The organism is Aureibaculum algae, from assembly GCF_006065315.1.
GTDB lineage: Bacteria > Bacteroidota > Bacteroidia > Flavobacteriales > Flavobacteriaceae > Aureibaculum > Aureibaculum algae.
In genome coordinates this window covers 2,326,479-2,346,019 of sequence record NZ_CP040749.1, presented here as the reverse complement: position 1 = coordinate 2,346,019, position 19,541 = coordinate 2,326,479, and the positions used below count along the sequence as shown (strand labels likewise).

The 19,541-nt window shown below is 32.9% G+C and carries 15 protein-coding genes; 2 read left to right on the top strand and 13 right to left on the bottom strand.

Annotation, left to right across the window (positions count from 1 at the left end; genetic code table 11):
- Nucleotides 1–159: 159 nt before the first annotated feature.
- Nucleotides 160–2,940: a LuxR C-terminal-related transcriptional regulator gene (locus FF125_RS09730; protein WP_138949592.1), complete on the bottom strand. Its 2,781-nt coding sequence runs from the start codon at nucleotides 2,938–2,940 to the stop codon at nucleotides 160–162.
- 371 nt (nucleotides 2,941–3,311) lie between these two features.
- On the opposite strand from FF125_RS09730, the gene FF125_RS09725 reads away from it, so the two are divergent.
- Nucleotides 3,312–3,761, top strand: a complete 450-nt coding sequence (locus FF125_RS09725; protein WP_138949591.1) for a protein-disulfide reductase DsbD domain-containing protein — start codon at nucleotides 3,312–3,314, stop codon at nucleotides 3,759–3,761.
- A 67-nt stretch (nucleotides 3,762–3,828) separates the two neighbouring features.
- Nucleotides 3,829–5,820 (top strand): protein-disulfide reductase DsbD family protein, encoded by a 1,992-nt coding sequence (locus FF125_RS09720; protein ID WP_138949590.1) that lies wholly within the window; start codon nucleotides 3,829–3,831, stop codon nucleotides 5,818–5,820.
- A gap of 335 nt (nucleotides 5,821–6,155) precedes the next feature.
- On the opposite strand, the gene FF125_RS09715 is transcribed toward FF125_RS09720, so the two are convergent.
- From FF125_RS09715 to FF125_RS09665, 12 genes are all read right to left on the bottom strand, one after another.
- Complete coding sequence (locus FF125_RS09715; RefSeq protein WP_138949589.1) at nucleotides 6,156–6,362, bottom strand: YgaP family membrane protein; 207 nt, start codon at nucleotides 6,360–6,362, stop codon at nucleotides 6,156–6,158.
- Between the two features lie 17 nt (nucleotides 6,363–6,379).
- A complete protein-coding gene (locus FF125_RS09710) occupies nucleotides 6,380–6,685 on the bottom strand; it encodes a hypothetical protein (RefSeq protein WP_138949588.1) in 306 nt (101 codons plus the stop codon).
- A gap of 98 nt (nucleotides 6,686–6,783) precedes the next feature.
- Complete coding sequence (locus tag FF125_RS09705) at nucleotides 6,784–10,041, bottom strand: efflux RND transporter permease subunit (protein ID WP_138949587.1); 3,258 nt, start codon at nucleotides 10,039–10,041, stop codon at nucleotides 6,784–6,786.
- A gap of 156 nt (nucleotides 10,042–10,197) precedes the next feature.
- The gene (locus FF125_RS09700; RefSeq protein WP_138949586.1) at nucleotides 10,198–11,274 is read right to left on the bottom strand and encodes an efflux RND transporter periplasmic adaptor subunit; all 1,077 of its coding nucleotides are present in this window, start codon (nucleotides 11,272–11,274) and stop codon (nucleotides 10,198–10,200) included.
- A gap of 80 nt (nucleotides 11,275–11,354) precedes the next feature.
- Complete coding sequence (locus tag FF125_RS09695; RefSeq protein WP_138949585.1) at nucleotides 11,355–12,656, bottom strand: TolC family protein; 1,302 nt, start codon at nucleotides 12,654–12,656, stop codon at nucleotides 11,355–11,357.
- 279 nt (nucleotides 12,657–12,935) lie between these two features.
- Nucleotides 12,936–13,073 carry a hypothetical protein gene (locus FF125_RS21905; protein WP_175418903.1) on the bottom strand — a complete coding sequence of 46 codons (138 nt, stop codon included), beginning with the start codon at nucleotides 13,071–13,073 and terminating at the stop codon, nucleotides 12,936–12,938.
- A gap of 59 nt (nucleotides 13,074–13,132) precedes the next feature.
- Entirely contained in the window at nucleotides 13,133–14,587 is a 1,455-nt protein-coding gene (locus FF125_RS09690) for an NAD(P)/FAD-dependent oxidoreductase (RefSeq protein ID WP_138949584.1), read from the bottom strand.
- A 330-nt stretch (nucleotides 14,588–14,917) separates the two neighbouring features.
- The gene (locus FF125_RS09685) at nucleotides 14,918–15,526 is read right to left on the bottom strand and encodes a Tll0287-like domain-containing protein (protein ID WP_138949583.1); all 609 of its coding nucleotides are present in this window, start codon (nucleotides 15,524–15,526) and stop codon (nucleotides 14,918–14,920) included.
- A 73-nt stretch (nucleotides 15,527–15,599) separates the two neighbouring features.
- A complete protein-coding gene (locus tag FF125_RS09680; RefSeq protein ID WP_138949582.1) occupies nucleotides 15,600–15,899 on the bottom strand; it encodes a hypothetical protein in 300 nt (99 codons plus the stop codon).
- Nucleotides 15,900–16,057: 158 nt separating this feature from the next.
- The gene (gene cydB, locus FF125_RS09675) at nucleotides 16,058–17,134 is read right to left on the bottom strand and encodes a cytochrome d ubiquinol oxidase subunit II (RefSeq protein WP_138949581.1); all 1,077 of its coding nucleotides are present in this window, start codon (nucleotides 17,132–17,134) and stop codon (nucleotides 16,058–16,060) included.
- A 2-nt stretch (nucleotides 17,135–17,136) separates the two neighbouring features.
- Nucleotides 17,137–18,468 (bottom strand): cytochrome ubiquinol oxidase subunit I, encoded by a 1,332-nt coding sequence (locus FF125_RS09670; RefSeq protein WP_138949580.1) that lies wholly within the window; start codon nucleotides 18,466–18,468, stop codon nucleotides 17,137–17,139.
- 82 nt (nucleotides 18,469–18,550) lie between these two features.
- Nucleotides 18,551–19,531: an aldose epimerase family protein gene (locus FF125_RS09665; protein WP_138949579.1), complete on the bottom strand. Its 981-nt coding sequence runs from the start codon at nucleotides 19,529–19,531 to the stop codon at nucleotides 18,551–18,553.
- Nucleotides 19,532–19,541 lie beyond the last annotated feature (10 nt).

Here is a 19,541-nt window from a genome sequence, read left to right as displayed (position 1 = left end):
TTCAAAAAATCACTATTGACGTAGTTTAAATCAATCTAAATTATATTAATTTGGGAAGAAATATATAAAAATGACGTAGTAATGACGTATATATTAAGTAGTCAAAATTCATATTATGACAAATTAATATCGTTAGAATTATCACATTTGTAAAATAGACTAGTAAATTTTCAAGAATGTTTGTAAATCTTCCTTATCTAAATTCAATTTCTTTTTAAGGCGGTAACGGTGTGTTTCAACTCCTCTTTCAGAAATATTCATTAATGGGGCAATTTCTTTCGTTAGCATATTCATTTTAATATATGCACACAATTTCAAATCTTTATGAGTCAATTTTGGAAATTGTTTTTTTAAGCCAATGAAAAAGTCTTCATGAACTTGATTAAAATTATACTCAAAAATTTTCCATTCATCTTTTTGACCTAATGACCCATCAATTTTCTTCAATAATTTTTGATAAAGTTCTGTGTCAAAGCTATTCCTATTTAAAACAAATTCTCTTTTTAAATTGGTTAGCGTTTCATTTTTCTTAACCAATGACATCGCATTGTTGGCCAGTTGCTTACTTTTTAATTTAACCTCACTCTTTAAGCCCTCATTTCTAATGGATATCAATCGTTTTTCATTTTCTATTTCTGCTTCTTTAAGAATAATAGCTTGTTTTTTTTCTAAATCGAGTTGTAAAAGCCGTTGCTCCTTGGCAATTTTCCCCTTATGTAGAAAATAAAATATAGCCATTATTAATAGTCCTAATAACATATATAATACATATCCTGTTTTGGCTCTATACCATGGTGGACTCACATTAAAATTTAAACTTATTACTTCAGAAGGATTTTTAAAACTATTATTTGATCGAAAATATAGGGTATAATCGCCTTCTGTTAAATTATTTAATTCTATTTTTTCATTTTCAATAGCTATCCATTTAGTTGGTGTAATAGTATCAAATGAATATTCGAAAAAATGGTTTGCTGCACCATCAACTGTTAAACCAATAGAAACGTTACTTTTATATTTAAAATCTTCATTATTAATATGGTCAAGGGTACGATTTTTTCCATTTAACTTAAAATTATCTATAAAAGGTTTTAACGGTTTCTTGTTTAAGACTTTTTTAGATGTATCAGTTATCAGAAAGCCATCATTTAAACTTAGTGCTAGCTGGTTATCGTTAAAATTAGAAATATTTTCATAACCAATTACCAATCTATTCTTTAAATATTCGTCAGTTACAATCATTTGATAATTAATGGTATTAAATGATTTGAATTCAATAGAAAGCTCTTTTTTTAAGCTAAGGATGTTTTCATTTTCTTCTGATATCACATACGCATGCTTACCAAATTCATTATTTAAAATAGGTGCATCTACTATACTATCTCTTAAGGCTTCATATTTTTGCCACCCTTCATTGGTCTTAAAACAAATGTCATTTTTAATTTTATAAACACGAACATTATATTCTGAATTCAAACCTTTGGTACTATAATTTTTAATACTGACGATACTATCATAGTTGACATCAAATTTAATTCGATACAAACCCTTATAGGCATGTGCAGCCCAAGCAGTAGATTTATTTTCAAAAACCAAAAATCGAAAAGGATTTGTAGTTGCTCCTAAATGTTTTACTTGCCAAGTACTTCCTTCCTTTTTATAAGATACCAACCCAACATAGGTGCCTTGAACATAAATATTTTGTCGCTCTGGCACTTTTTTTATAACCCATCCACCGGCATGTGTTGATATTAATTTTAATTTATTATGCTCTACCAAATAGGTTCCATTATTGTGACCACAAAATAATTGTCCATTAATTTCTTTTAAATCCCAAACTTGACCTTGAGAATGGGCTATAAATTTTAACTTATTTTCTTTATCTAAATAATACAATCCGGTATTACTCCCTATATAAGTAGTATTTCTAAAATTAATTATATCATAGACGGCTCCTAGTTTCCCTGAACTGTCATTATAAAAAACAAGATTTGAGCTCATATCAATTTGAGCAATTCCACTATTTAACCCTAACCATAGTTTACCATCATTCGTCAATGTTTGCCCCAAAATGGTATTATTAAGCAACCCGTTTTCCTTATTTACTTGAAATTCAATTTCTCCTTTCTTATTCGTAATATAGAGTCCATTTTGGATGGTACCAAACATGAAGTTGTCATTATTTTTTGAAAAATTATTTAGCTGATACTTCTTTAGTTCTGTATTAATTGGAGCTTGCCAAGGAATGAGTTTTTTATTTTCATATATAAAACAGCCATGCAAAGCTGTACCTATTAACAAACTAGTATTTTGATAGTTCGTAATAAAACTTACCTTTTTCTCGGTTAATACTTCATCCGTAATAAAAGGGATTAGTTTATTATTTTTTAGACTAAAAACACCATGCCTTAAGGTGGCTACATAAAATTGATTATCAACTACATGGCAAGAAATAGTTGTTGAAGGAGGATGTATAATTTCTATTTTATCATCTTTATAGATGTAAATATTAAAAAATGAACGAAAAATAATAGCATCATTCCATTCCGTAATTTGCCAAAATTCTTCATCTTGAAAAGGTTGTCCTTTAATCAAATCACTTAAAGAATGATATTCTAAAACACCTTGTTCATCTTTTTGCCAATAGCCAAATTCTTCATAAGAGCCCACATAAATTCTTCCCTCTTTATGCAATACAGAACGCATAACCGTTTTATTAGGCATTTCAGATAGGGTCCACTTAATACCATCAAAAGTTAAAAGTCCACTGTTGTTTGCTACATATAATTGACTGTTGGCCGTTTTTGATAATCCCCAATTTTGATTACCAGCATTATAATCAGCAATAGAATAATTTTTAAAATAAGGACTAAACTGAGCATTTAATACCGTACAAAAGAAATTAACGAGTATAAAGAATATGTAAATAGATTTTCGCATTGATTGTTGGAAATCAGAATCCAAAGATAAAGAATAAATTATGGAAAACTTTGATGCTAACTTAGCTCTTTAAATTAACTATTTAATGGAAATAAAGTTAAAGGATAAGAAGATTGATTCTTTACGCGAATTAGAATTTAATATTAAAAAAAAACAAAAATTGGACTATTCTCGCCTACGTTTTTTGTTTTAAAATCTATTAAGAAATAGAAGATGTTCAATTTCCATACTACTATCAACACGCTTTTGGTCCACACAGTGTTGAGTTTATCGTTTTTGAACTAACTTTAACCAAATTTTAACAACACTAAACTGACAGTAAATCGTTATTTTTACGCCTAACTAGACTTGTTTAATTATAAAAATTTATCATGAAAAAATTATATATACTTTTTTTAATAGTTTCTTTAACCACTTCTGTATTACAAGCTCAAATTATAAATCCTGTAAAATGGTCTACTTCAGTCAAAAAAATATCTGAAACCGATTATGAATTGTCTGCAATTGCAACTATTGATGCAGGTTGGCATTTATACTCGCAAAATGTTCCAGAAGATGGTCCTATTCCCACTACCTTTACCTTTAAAAGTAATGCCAATTATGTAAAAAAAGGGAATACCAAAGAAGAGGAAGGTCATACTATAAATGATCCTGTTTTTGAAATGAAAATTAAATTTTTTGAAGATAAAGCTACCTTTAAACAAAGGGTGAAAATTTTAAAAACCACTAAGACAATTAGCGGTGAAGTTGAGTTTATGGTCTGTAATGATAAACAATGTTCGCCACCCACAACTGTAGATTTAGAGTTTAATTTGAATTAATTTCTTTTTTTTGATAGTTCTTAAAAAAACTTACGTCTTAGTTAAAACATAAAAAATAATTATATAAATGTCAAAATTTTTAATTACCGTTTTCTTAGCATTTTTATCCTTCTCATCAATCCATGCTCAAATTATTGATCCCGTAAAATGGACTACTTCAGTTGAAAAAAATTCTGATACAGAATTTACACTAATTGCAACTGCAACTATTGAATCTGGCTATCACTTATATGCTCAAAATGTACCAGAAGATGGCCCTATACCTACAACATTTACTTTTTATACCAATGATGATTTTGAGTTGATAGGAAATACTTCTGAAGAAGAAGGACATACCGTAGATGATGCTGTGTTCAAAATGAAAATTAAATATTTTGATACCAAAGCTGAGTTTAAACAACGTATTAGAATCTTAAATAACGAGTTATCCGTTGTAAAAGGAGAGGTTGAATATATGGCCTGTAATGATGTACAATGTACACCTCCAACTATAAAAGATTTTAATTTTAATATCAAGAATACCGTAACCCCCGATTCTGATAAAGTAATTGCTACCGCAGATGCCGAAATTGAAAAATTAGAAAACACAACCACCGATGCTGTAAACAGTGATACTCCGAAAGAAGAATCGCAAAGAGGATTGTGGACAATCTTTTTTATCGCCTTTTTATCAGGTTTTGCGGCTCTATTAACACCATGTGTGTTTCCTATGATTCCAATGACGGTTAGCTTTTTTACCAAACAAAGTAAATCGAAAGCAGCAGGAATTAGAAATGCAGTTATTTATGGAATTTCAATCATAGCAATCTATTTAATATTAGGAATCGCTGTGACTGGTATTTTTGGTGCTGATTCTTTAAATGCCTTAGCCACCAACGTATGGTTTAATGTCATTTTCTTTTTACTCTTGGTTATTTTTGCCGTTTCCTTTTTAGGTGCTTTTGAAATAACCTTACCAAGTTCATGGGGGACAAAAATTGATAATCAAGCAGACAGAGGTGGACTTATAGGCATCTTTTTTATGGCTTTAGCATTAGCAATTGTTTCCTTTTCTTGTACAGGTCCAATTGTTGGAACTTTATTGGTAGAAGCCGCTTCTAAAGGTGGACTTGCACCAGTTATTGGTATGTTTGGCTTTTCTTTAGCCATTGCCCTACCCTTTGCCCTTTTTGCTGCGTTCCCTGGATGGTTAAATTCATTACCAAAATCTGGTGGATGGTTAAATACCGTTAAGGTTGTATTGGGATTCTTAGAATTAGCATTGGCGTTTAAATTCTTATCTCAGGCCGACTTAGTTTTACAATTACATTGGTTAGAACGTGAAGTGTTTATTGCCATATGGATCGCTATTTTTGGAACCTTAGCACTTTATTTATTCGGAAAAATAAAATTACCACATGATTCTCCTTTACCTCATATTTCAGTAGGCAGATTGAGTTTAGGGTTGGTAGCCTTAACCTTTACCATTTATATGATTCCTGGCTTATGGGGAGCTCCACTAAATATAATTTCAGCCTTCCCTCCACCATTGGACTATAGTGAATCACCTTATGGTGTTGGTAACTCAAAATCTGGAGGTGCATCAACCATTACAGAAATACCTGAAGGAGCACATTTATTAGCTCCACATGATATATTAGCGTTTAATGATTATGACTTAGGATTGGCTTATGCTAAAAAAGTAGGTAAACCTGTGATGTTAGATTTTACAGGCTGGGCATGTGTTAATTGTCGTAAAATGGAGCAAAACGTTTGGCCGAAACCTGAAATTTTAAATAAGTTAAAAAATGACGTAGTCTTAATTTCTCTTTATGTTGACGATAAACGTCCATTACCGGAAGGTGAGCAAGTTGACTCAAAATTACGACCTGGTAAAAAACTAAAATATATTGGTCAAAAATGGAGTGAATTTCAAACCATTCGTTTTAAAGCGAATACACAACCTTTTTATGTTCTAATGGGCCATGATGAAGAAAATCTAAATACGCCTGTTGCTTATACACCAGACGCCGATGAATACTTGAAATGGCTTGAAGATGGTATTGCGAACTTTAAATAAGATAGGAGCCCCAATTCTATAGTAAAACATTACATGTTTAAAAATAAAAAAGTACCCATTTAACTTATAAATGGGTACTTTTTTTATACAATGATTACATACTGATAAAGTTATCAATTAAACCTTATAATCAATTACTAATTTACTTCACAAAAGAAACGCTGATCTTAACGTTCTCGACTCCGCTCGAACTGACCGTAAATCATTGTAAAAACCACTTTCCGTATTTTTTTTAAAATTAAAATTAGAGATTCTAATTTTCCGTTACCTACGCTGCTAGAATAGACAATAGAAACGGAGTAGTATAATTCTAATTGATGCGTAAAAAAATAGTATTATACTTTACAGCCGCCACCTTCTTCTTTTACGCCTAGTTTCATAAGTATTTTACTTAAAAGGCACCATTTCGTAAAGGCAGATTGAAATAAATTAGCTCCTACAAATAAGGTGAACCATAACCAATTTGGATGTACAAACATCCCCAATAAAACACTGGCCATAATAATGACCCCAACAATAGCATTCATATAATTCTGTAACATATCTTTCTTTTTTTTAATTAAATTGATCGTTCTATATCCATAACTACCAAATGAACTTTTGATAGTGTTTCTTGTCCGTTGTTAAATTTCTCTACCAAAGAAAACACGTGATCTACATTCTCTTTTTTCACAAAAGCATAGAACAGTAATGATTCTCTTTCATTTGTTTCACCAGCAAACCAGTTAGAACCCACAGATTCTTCAGAATTATCTCTAAACCCTTTAACTTCTTGATATGAAAAAACTTTAACTTCAGCTTTTCTTAATATGCTTTTGATCTCTTTTTCAAAAGCTGATACTGCGGTAATTATTAATAGTTTCATGTCTCTATTCTTTTTTGTTTATACTTAACCTTTTCACTAAAAAGGAAATCATATGAATCTTAAATCCCTAATAAATTGACCAATGCGATTAGATTATACTACTCCTTGCCTTTCAATTCAATTTCTTTTGTTTCCGTACCTCCAGCTTCAATATCTCCAACATGTTCCCATTTTTTCTTCTCTATCATGTAATACACTAAAGGCACTACTAATAAAGTCAACACTGTAGAAACAATAGTTCCACCCATTAATGATATGGCTAACCCCTGAAAAATTGGATCAAACAAAATAACGAAGGCTCCAATAACTACTGTTCCGGCCGTTAATAAAATAGGTGTGGTTCTCACTGCTCCCGCTTCAATAGCTGCTTGCTTTAAGGGAATGCCATCTGCCGTCCTTAGATTGATAAAGTCAATTAACAGCACTGAATTTCGCACCATAATACCTGCTAAGGCAATCATACCTATAAATGAAGTTGCTGTAAAAAACGCCCCCATAATCCAGTGTCCTAGAATAATTCCAATCAATGATAAAGGAATAGCCACCATCATCACAATTGGTGCTTTAAAGTTTTGAAACCATCCAACAATTAGAATATAAATCAAGATAATAGCACCTAAAAATGCAATTCCTAAATCTCTGAACACTTCTAAGGTAATTTGCCATTCCCCATCCCATTTTACGGTATAGTTATCTTCAAATTCAGGTTGACCCAAGTACATTTCATTAATTTCATAGCCTTTTGGTAATGGAATCTCTTTTAACTTTTCTTCCATACCTAAAATGGCATACGCAGGACTTTCTAATACACCCGCCATATCAGCCATCACATATACCACTCGTTTTTGGTTCTTATGAAAGATACTTTTTGCACTTACGGCTTCTTTAATTGTGACCAAATCGGCAATAGGAACCATATTTCCTTGTTTAGATTTCACCTTAAGTTGAGAAATATCCGTAATGGTCGATTTCTCTTTTTCGTCTAAACTTAAAACTAATCCCACTTGGTTAATCGCATCTTCATCATATAATGTGGTAATGGCTCTATTAGATAACGCCATATTCATTGTATAAGCAATCTGCTTTGGTGCCACACCATACAACATGGCTTTTTCTTTGTTGATTTCAAATTGATATTCTGTCTGATCAGCTTCGACCATCCAATCTACATCTACAACATCGTCTGTATTATTTAAAATTGATTTAATGTTATCAGCAATTTTTATTTGCTCATTATAATCCGGTCCATAGACTTCTGCTACAATGGTTGACATTACAGGAGGTCCTGGTGGGACTTCTACTAATTTCACGTTGGCATTGAATTTTGAAGCTATTTTTTGAATATCTGGACGCAATAATTTAGCAATATCATGACTTTGTGCTGTTCGGTCATTTTTATCAATTAAATTTACTTGAATATCAGCCATATTACTACCCCCACGTAAATCGTAATGACGTACCAAACCGTTAAATGTAATAGGTGCCGATGTACCCACATAATTTTGATAATTTACAATCTCTGGACGTGAAGATAAATATTGAGCAATTTCTTGTGTTACAACACCTGTTCGCTCTAATGTTGTGCCTTCTGGCATATCAATTACCACTTGAAATTCATTTTTGTTATCAAAAGGTAGCATTTTCACCACTACCGATTTGGTGAAAAACAGCAGCATCGTACCTAATAACACCACAAATGTAACTCCTAAAAATATCCAACGTTTTGCTTTACTTTCCATTAATGGACGCTCAAACTTGTTGTACAAACGGTAAATGATTGTATTTTCTAAAGGCTTTTCAACTTTTTCTGGTTGTCCTTTTTTAGTTTTTTCTCTTAAAAATATATAACCCAAATACGGTGTAACGGTTAGAGCTACAAACAGCGACAAAATCATTGCTATCGATGCTCCAATTGGCATTGGTGCCATATAAGGTCCCATTAACCCAGAAACAAAAGCCATTGGTAACACGGAAGCAATTACGGTAAACGTTGCCAAAATAGTCGGATTTCCAACTTCATTAATAGCATACAAAGCCGCTTGTTTAAATGGTAAACGCTTCATTTTAAAATGCCTATGCATATTTTCCGCAATAATAATGGAGTCATCGACCACAATACCCGTTACAAAAACCAGAGCAAATAATGTAATTCGGTTTAACGTGTAATCCATTATATAATAACTTAACAACGTCAATGCAAATGTAATAGGCACAGATAAAAATACCACCAAACCACCACGCCAGCCCATGGCAAGCATTACTACAAACGTTACCGCTATGATAGATCCTATAAGGTGTAACAATAACTCAGAAACTTTATGAGATGCTGTTTCTCCATAATTTCTAGTAACTTCAACATGTACATCATCTGGAATCAATGAGGTACGTAAATGATCCACTTTATCAATAATTAATTCTGCAATTTTCATGGCATCTGCACCTTTTCTTTTGGCGACAGAAATGGTTACTGCTGGATAATCAGATTTATAATCCGATGCTTTCTCACTCCCTTTTCCAAAACCTAAACTCACATAATTTTGAGGTACTTCAGGTCCATCAATAATTTTTGCTACTTGTTTTAAATAAATTGGTTGATTTTGTTGCACTCCAACAACCAAGTTTTCAATATCTGTAACGGTTTGTAAAAATTTTCCGGTATTTATAAGAAACTCTGTATCATTTTTATCAAAACTACCAGAATTCAATTGGCTATTATTAGCCTTTATCATTTCAGATACTGATAAAAAATCTAAACCACTTGCAGCCAATTTATCTTTATCTAAAACCACACGCAATTGACGGTCTCTACCTCCTATTTTATGGGTTATAGAAACATCATTTACTTTTTTAATTTCCTCCTCTAGTTCATCAGCCATTTGGCCTAATTGATAATCGTCGTAATTCTCACTCCATAGTGTTAAACCAAGCATAGGTACATCATCAATAGCACGTGTTTTTACTAACGGAAACGTTACGCCTTCTGGCATTTTGTCCATATGCTTATTAATTTCGTTGTATAATTTTACAAACGAACGCTCTATATCTTCACCTACATAAAACTGAACAGTGACCATACCTTGCTCCTTCATCGCTGTAGAATACACATATTCTACCCCTTTAACATTAGAAATTAATTGCTCCAATGGTTTGATAACACGTGATTCTACTTCGGTAGGACTAGCCCCAGGATATCCTATAAAAATATCTGCCATAGGCACATCAATTTGTGGCTCTTCCTCACGTGGAATTAAAAACGAACTATAAACACCAACAACCATAAATACAATCATTAACAGTACTGTTAATTTCGATTGCATAAAGACTTTGGCAATTTTACCTGCGATTCCTTCTTTCATTTTTTACTTATTTTTTGGGCGTTTAAACAGGCTATCCACTGTATCTTTTTACTTGTTCTCGATACAAATTTGCTTAGGCAAATTCACTCGAACTGACGTAAAAAGGATGTCGTTTTTATCCTTAACGCAATAATTCTTACTTCTTTCCTTGTTTGGTTACTGTACACTAATTTTTGCTCCATTATAAAGTTTACCTTCCGCGGAAACAATATATGCTTCGTCAGCATTTAAACCTGATAATACTTCCACTTGATCTCCATAGGTTCTCCCTAAACGCAACCAACGTAACAATGCTGTATTGCTCTCACTTACTGTGTAAATACCAGACAATTGACCTTTAGATATCACGGATTCAATAGGTATTAAAATGGCTTGATTTTTAGTTTGTTTTTCAATCGGAAATTGAACACTAACAAACATTCCAGAAAGAATAGCTACTTCTGTTTTATCTAAACCAATTTTAACTAAATATTGACCCCCTGTATTTTTTGCTGATGTGCTAACTTCTGTAACTTTACCCTTTAGTGTAGCTCCAATTGACTTCACTAATACAGCAACGTCTGCTCCCTTATTGATCTGTGAAATTTCTGTTTCTGGCACCATGGCCATTACTTCAAATTTACCAGGAGTTTCTATACTTATTAGAGGCATTCCTGGATTTGCCATATCACCCGCATCAATATTTTTACTCGTTATCACACCGTTAAAAGGTGCTATCATATTACTATAGGTGAATTGTGCATTAATTTCATTTTTCATTTGATTTGCAGATTCTAAACGTGCTTTTGCCATTTCAAAATTAGCCGTCATATCATCCATTTCTTTTTGCGATGCACTTTTTTCTGCAAATAAACTTTGAAAGCGTTTATAGTCTTTTTCAGCATTATTAAAAGCTGCGGTAGCTTCTGTAATACCTGCGTTTACTTGTGCTCTTTTCGCTTGTAAATCCGCATTGTTAATTGAAACCAACAGTTGACCTTTCTTAACCTTATCGCCAACCTTAACATATACCTTATTAACATACCCCATCATTCTGGTACTTAAATCGGCACTATTAGTGGCTTCTATTTTCCCGCTTACCGTAATAAACTGACCACCAGCTTCGGTAGTCTTACTCACCTTTACAGCAATAGGCGTTGAATTATCAGCACTGGTTTTGCTTTCTTCGCTTCCACAATTCGCTAAAAAAAGCGAAAGGACTGTTACTATGGTTATTTGAATGTATTTTCTCATTTTTATTTTTGTTTTTATATTCTTCGTGGTTCTTTGATTCCTTGATTTAGCTATTGCTATTAATTAATTTGATGATGCTATTACTTTGTCAAAAATTCGACATATTTCAATACATAATTGTGATTAAATACGGTGCCGTAATATTCTAATTGTTTTTGTGCAAATTGTGTTTCTGCCATTAACAAATCGGATGTTTTCTCGAGACCTTGCTTAAATCTGTTTGTCCGAATACGCAATGCTTCTTGAGATTGCTCTACTCCTAGTTTTGAAAGTTTTAAATTGTTTTTGGCATCTTCTAAGTTGCGTTTGGCTTTATTAAGTTCTAAAGAACTAGTGGCTTTATATTGAGCCATTTCAAATTTCGATTTTTCAAAATCTGCTTTACTCTTTTGCGTTTTTCCAAAACGTTTTGAACCTTCAAAAATGTTCCAACTCAATGCGGCTCCAATAAGATATCCTTCAGCATCTCCTTTAAAGATTTCATCATCATACAATTCATAACTTCCAAATAGGTTTAACCTTGGCATAAAGCTCATTTTATCAGCTTTATACATTTTTTCATAAGCCAACGATGCCTTTTCATAAGCTTGTATGTCTTTTCTATTGTTTAGCACACTATTGTCTGATATCATGGCTACAGCAACCGTCAATGAATCTATAGGTTTTAAAATCTTTTCATTATCATCATTCATTAAAACCGACAAGTAGTTTGAAGCATTGGCAATATTACTTTTAGCATATTGTAATTGATTTTCAATTTCTGTTACACGGACTTCAACTGCTAACACATCTGCCTTTTGCATATAGCCTTGTTTAAAACTATTATCTGCAATACGTTGATTGTCCAATGCTGTTTCTTGTGCTTTTTGCAACACTTCAACTGTTTTATAAGCCAATTGTAATTGCATGTAGGCTTTTTCAACTTCTAGAGACATATATTCTTTAGTACGTTCTGATTGCAGTTCAGTAGCCTTTAATTTTGCTTTTGCAGCACCACGTTGGTAAAATCCATCAAAATTTAATACCGGTTGTTGTACCTCTATTTTCGTCGCATAATTTTGAACTGTGGTAGGGTCATTTAATAGAGCCGGATTAAAATCATTTTGAGTTAAAACTTCTTGATTGAGTTTAAACCCAAAAGCCATTAAGGGATTTGTGGTTGACATTGCGGTATGAGAAACGCCAATGGTTGGCAATAGAATCGCATTGGTTTGCCTAAAATCACCTTGAGCTGCCTTTACATCTTGCTCTGCCATTTTTAAGCTATTGTTTTGATCGTTCACCTTAGCGATCACTTCTTCTTTCGTTATTAATTTTACTTCTTGGGCATTTGATAGTAACGGTATTAGTATCAAAATTAAAGTATATAGTATTTGCTTCATTTCTAATTTATTTTAATGCAAAAATAGTTGTGGTTACTTCAATTGAAAGTAACCTATGTTACTGAGATATGATTTAAAACACCATTAGTGATTCACAGCCGTTTTAATACCTCATTTTTTAATGTTAAACTGTTTCTAAATGACTTAATTCACCCTCTAAAACCATTTTATCCTTAACGTTTACTTACCAAAAAAGCACCTTACCACATGGGTAAGGTGCCTCCAAAAATCAACCAACTTATTATGAAAGAATCCGAAGACCCTTAAATAACCAAATTATTAAACTTTATTTCTAGTCCCCCCATGTCCACCTGCAACAACCACTAGTATTTTAATACTTAAATAAATATATTTAAAGAATTGAATAATGGGATTCATCATTATAAAACGCTTTGTTTTTGAGATTCTTTGTGTCATGGTTTTTTAGATTTTTATGCTATTCTTGATGTACTTATTATTTTTCATACTACCGGAGATTATTCCGGTATTAACCACCAAAATGGTTTCATTTTCGCTTTATAAATAAATGCGTAGTGTAAGGTTAATTTTAACCAGTGTCCTGCCAATCCTATTTCACCAAAGGTTTTTCCTAATTTTCTACCTTGAGTATCCGGATATTTTACATAATCAGGTACAATAGGATAGGTTGTAATGCTTACTCCACTCCCTTTTGTCATTCCAAAACCCGCAGAGGCAATACAAGCAGCTCCCATATTACCCATAGAACCTTTATGATTCAATGTTTTTTTACCATTTATAATATCTACAATATTTTCCGCTACCAATTTTGCAGTGATGCCCGATGGCATTCCTGTTCTTGGTGGTGCTGGAGAGATTGCTGTCCCATTTTTACTTACTCTTGGCTTAGAAATAGCATGTGGTGGTGCAAATGCAATACCAGGAGCAAAAATATTTTTATAAGACGGATTCTGATAGGTCTCAGGCCAATCTTGTACCGTCCATTCTTCATATGGTCTTGGTGTATAATCAGCATCAACAATCATAAAACCTTTGAATAATTTCTCCGTAATATCCTTATCCTCTTTATCATATGCTTTAAAGCCATGACCAGAAAATGCCGGAATCAACATGGCAAAATCATAGGTTTCTGTTTTGTATTCTCCATCCAAGGTTTCATAGTGAGCCACACCATCTTCAATTTTATTAACCCCCGCACCAATAATCCAATTGATCCCTCGGTCTTCAAAAATCATCTCAATCATTTCGTTAGACTTCATAATATTACTACCATAACTCAATAGCATACCATCCATACCGAAATCTCCTAATTGATATTCATTGGCAATCCAAGTTATTTCTACCATCTCTCTTACATCATGTCTTCTTAATTCTTGTTCAACATTTAAAATATATTCAAATGCTGCACCTTGACAGGTTGATTTGGCATGCCCCGTACCAATTAAAATTTTAGCTTTTTTTCCTTTTTTAACTTCTTCAATAAGTTCTTTTAATCCGTGCCAAGCATGTTCTGCATGACCATAGGTACACACTGAATACGCTTTATTTTTACCTGGCTCTAAGCCTTCGGTCATATCAAATGCCAATTTCGGACCTGTAGCATTTATTAGAAAATCATAGGTTACTTTTTCAAAAGTATTTTTATCTTCTCCCTTTACATATTCAACCATTACATAAGGCTTGGTAACTTCTTTGTCACCTTCAGGATGAAAAGAAACCGCTTTTGCCTGTTTAAAACCAATGTTTTTCTTTTTGTAAAGTGGCTCTAGTGGAAATAAAATTTGTTCTGCTTTCATTCTACCAATACCCACCCAAATGTTAGAGGGAATCCATTGGTAATTACTGTTAGGTGAAACGACTACAACTTCATGTTGTTTAGATAGTTTTCTGCGTAAATGCGAGGCTGCAACGTGTCCTGAAATACCAGCTCCTAAGATTACTATTTTTGCCATTGGTTGGTTATTTACTTGTAAAATTATAGCATTACATTTCATTGAAAAATGATTTGCATCAGTTTGATGAAAAATGATTTGCTTCCGTAAAATTCAGTTTTTTATTTAACCTAAGTTGTAACTATTGTTACTTAGGTAATTAGAAGTAAGACGAAAGTTAATTGTTGGTAAACTTTCGTAATGATAAGCAAGTGACCATCTTATAAAGTACCCCTTCACCCTTTAATTGTTTTTAATACAAAAAGGGCGTTAGGGCATACTGAAACCTATTCAGTAAATGCTCTCCCCCAGAAAAAAGGAGAGAAATTTCCACTCTATAAAAATGATATATCATTCACCCTCTTCAAAAACTACATTCCAGATTCCACGCACTTCATTGATTGCATATCCTTTGGCTTTGTCTTCTGGATAGAGTTTATCAATCATGGTCATTACCTGTGGTTTAATCTGTTCATTTGGTGTACCATGGCATTGCAGACACATTTGATTGGTTGCTATTGGATAATAAAAATGTACTTTTCCGTTTTTCTTTTTAACAATACCTTCGGGTTGTTGACCAGCAGCTAATTGATCTTTAAACGATTTTATATACCCCAACTCTTCTGTATTGGCTTGATTATTTGGATTTCTAGGTTTGTCTGAAACTCTTTTAATTATTGCTTTTTGAGCCACAGCCATACTATCTGTTAACGGAATCGCTTTCGTATTGCAAAATTCAAGAGCATGTTCTGTTCCTTTTTTTTGGATGGCTCCCATTAAATTTTTACCCAACGTAGCTTTCGTACTCATGGCATATTTTAATCCTGTCGTCTTATAAATTGAGTCTTGAACTTGTTGTGTTTCTTGTGCTGCCTTTGCCGTATCTTTTTTGGTGTCAGATTTACAAGATGTTACCCCTATTAATAGAAAGAATGCCATTAAAATAGTGTACTTTTTCATTGGTTTCGATTTTGATTATTATGTAAAATTACGTTCCTTGTTATAATTCAACGTAACAACAGTTACATTACAATCACCCTTTATTCAGCTTTTTAATAATGAGTTTCGCTAGTATTAATCCAACGGCTCCACCAGTTAAGGAGACCAACATATTAATACTAAATAATGTGATATTTACTTCTCCTGTTTGCATGATAGTAATGGGATCAAAACCAAGCCTACTTATAAATTTTATAAAAAATATACTCCCAAAAATTCCCGTAATGGTATTTGCAGTAAACCCTAGACTGTATTTTTTAATTAGAAGGCTTAAAAGGTTTGCCCCTAACATGCCCATAAAAATACTGATGATTGAAATTAAAGTATCTGTCATAAGAAAATAGTATTTCTCAATAAATAATTTCTTGAAATTTTTCATTTTACCTCACCCAAAACTGCCGTAAATGCCATTTCTGACCTCTCCCAAGTAGAGGTGAATCAGAAACCCCGAGGCAAAGCCATCGGTGAATTATTCAAATTAGAACAATTTATCTAGTGCTCTCCATACCCTACATCATCCATTTTTCCGCTAAAAACGCGATATTGAATAAACATATACACCGCCACTAATATTGCAGCAATTACAAACCAATAAACACCTACTGTTAAACCATATTCATGTGCCGCAACATTTTGAATTGTCAATGATGGATTGACGGTATTTGTAGATGGTAAAACTTTTGGAAAAATAGAAGCTACTGTGGTGGTTAATCCTCCAAATAAAAACAATGAGGAAAACAAAAATCCTATTCCCTCTTTTTTGAATGATTTCACTTTAAACAATCCTAACAATCCTGTAAAAGTTATCAGTGGGAAAATCCAAAACCATGGATATTCCATAAAATTATGAAATGGATTCGGTTCAATATTATGCCAAACAGATAATGAAATAATTACCAAGGCTAAGAGTACAAAATTCAATTTAAATACAACTTTTCTCAATTTTTGATTCAGTCCTGAATTCGTTTTAAAGATAATCCAATTGGCACCATGTATGGTTAATGCTACAACGGCCACCAATCCTAATAACACTGTAAACCAATCAATAATGCCTAAATGTTCTGCTGTGGGACTGAAGGTAGGGTTCCATAAGGGTAAAAAGAAATAATGGGCTTCTACTGTGGAAACACCGTCTGTTACCATTCCTAAATTTACGCCTCTGACCACATTACCTAATGCAATACCAAAAAATAAGGCTAATAATAGACTTGCAATGCCAAAGGCTTTATCCCAAATGGCTTCCCACATTTTATTGTGGACTTGCCCTCTTAATTCTAAACCAATTGCTCTAAAAATAAGCAACCATAAAATCATAATTAGAGGTAAATAAAATCCGCTAAACGAAGAAGCATATAATGTTGGAAAGGCAAAAAACAATACCCCACCAACAGCGATTAACCAAACTTCATTGGCATCCCAAAATGGACCGATAGCATTTGTAATTGCTTTTTTATCTTTTTCTTCTTTTGCAAAAAAGAGATGAACAATACCTGCACCAAAATCATAACCATCTAAAATTATATAAACGGTAAGCATGATCATTAAAACGATATACCAAAATAACTCCATAATTAGTGATTTGAGGTTTCTGGCCCTTTATTGATAATTTTACCGGCCAACATTAAAAATAAAAGTCCTAATAACAAATAAAGACCAATAAAACCTAATAAAGTAAATAACGTGTTACCAGATGAAACTGTAGGCGATACGCCTTCTGAGGTCTTTAATAAATTATAAACCAGCCAAGGTTGCCTACCCAATTCTGCCGTGTACCAACCTGTTGTATTTGCAATGTAAGGAAAGGGCAGCATAAATAAAATAGACCAAAGTATCCATTTCGATTTATAAAGCTTCTTACGATATAATTGCAGTGCTGCAATTGCCATTAATCCAATAAAAAGCGTACCCAAACCTACCATTATATGATAAGAATAATACAAGCCGGGTACATTAGTAGGATGTAGGCTTTCATCAAACTCATTCAATCCTTTAATTTCGGCTTCCCAATTTTGATAGGTTAAAAAACTCAACACATTAGGCACTGCTATTTTGTTATCCAACTTTTTATTTTCCATATCAGGTTGACCAATCAATACAATTTCTGACCCTCCTGTTTCCGTTTCAAAAATTCCTTCCATAGCCGCAAATGCTACAGGTTGATGTTTCGCTACATTTTTAGCTACCCAATCTCCTGTTGGAAACGCCACAAGTACACTTGATATTAATCCAAAAATAACTCCTGTTTTTACAAAGAGCTTTCCGAACTCACTATGTTTATTATTTAATAAATAGAATGCTCCAATAGCCGCTACTACAAATGATGACGTTATTACTGAGGCCAATTGATTATGCAAATAGGCTGGCATTAACCAAGGATTTGAAAACAATGCTCCAAAATTATTTAAAACAAATTTCCCGTTTTCTAAGATCTCGTAACCCACTGGAAATTGCATCCAAGAATGTGTGGCAATAATCAAATAACCACTTGCCCATGATCCTAAAAACACTAAAAACCCCGTTAAGAAATGGAGTTTTTGACCAAGTAATTTCTCTCCGAAGAGAAAGAGTCCTAGAAACGAGGATTCTAAAAAGAAAGAAAACATGCCTTCCATGGCGAGTGTCTGACCGATAATACCTCCTGTTAATTCTGAAAATTTTGCCCAATTGGTACCAAATTGAAACTCCATGGGAATTCCGGTAACTACGCCCATGGCAAAATTGAGTGCGAATATTTTCATCCAAAATTTCGCGGCATCGTTATATTTTTCAATTTTGCTCCTTAGGAATTTCCATTTAAAATAGACTATCATTAAGGATAAGCCCATGGTTAATTGGGGAAATAAATAATGGAATGTTATAGTAAATGCAAATTGCATCCTATCATAAAAGATCATATCTTCCATTGCAGACAAATTTTAGAATAAGACCGTAAAGTTACTTTTTAATTTAATTTAATATGTAACATTGGTTGCTTAAAATGACACTTTATTGTATTGAAAATTCAAAAATGGTTTCATTCAAATAGGTTTCTCCAGGATGTAACAAAGCAGACGGAAAATCAGACTGATTTGGAGCATCAGGATACGCCTCAGCTTCAAAACAAATGGCTGAGTATTTGGTGAAATTGGCATTATTTTTATACGTTAAATCAGGTAATTGAATTGGTGTATACACTACAAGCGTTGGCTGATTGGTTTGTACTTTCATTTCTATACCCGTTTTTGATGATGATAAAACCGCCTTATAAGAAGCATCAGCATTCAACACAAAAACATCATCTAAACCTGTAAAACCTTCCTTTCCTAGAATAGACTTATCCGAAAAATCATAGCTTGTATTATTGGTTTCAATAAAATTACCGGTCACCAATAACTTTTCATTCAGCTCTACATATTTATTACTTTTCAATTTCAATTCATGATCCAAAACTGATCCATATCCTTCCAAATTAAAATAAGAATGATTGGTTAAATTTACGGGAGTTGTTTTGTCGGTTGTCGCTTTATACACAATTTTTAACGCATTGTTCTCCGTAAGCTCATAGTGTACAGAAACTTTTAAATTTCCGGGATAACCTTCTTCTAAATCCACGCTAACATAAGATAAGGTGACGCTATTTTTTGTAAGCTTTTCAATGTTCCAATATTTCTTACTAAAACCTTCTTTGCCACCATGTAGATGCACACCATCCTCGTTGTAAAGCGGATATTCCTTCCCTTCTATTTCAAATTTACCACCTGATATCCTACCTGCCCATCTGCCCACTGAAGCTCCTAAACAATTATAATTATTCAAATATTCTTGACCAAAATAAGCTTCAGGCTTCTCCAGACCCACAACAACATTAATAGGATTATTCTTTTTATCAAGTACTATTAAGCTTAATAAAGAAGCTCCTAAATTGGAAATTTCTGCTGCTAATCCTTTACTATTCTTTAGGGTAATTACTTGAGGCTGTAGATTCATTTTTATTTTA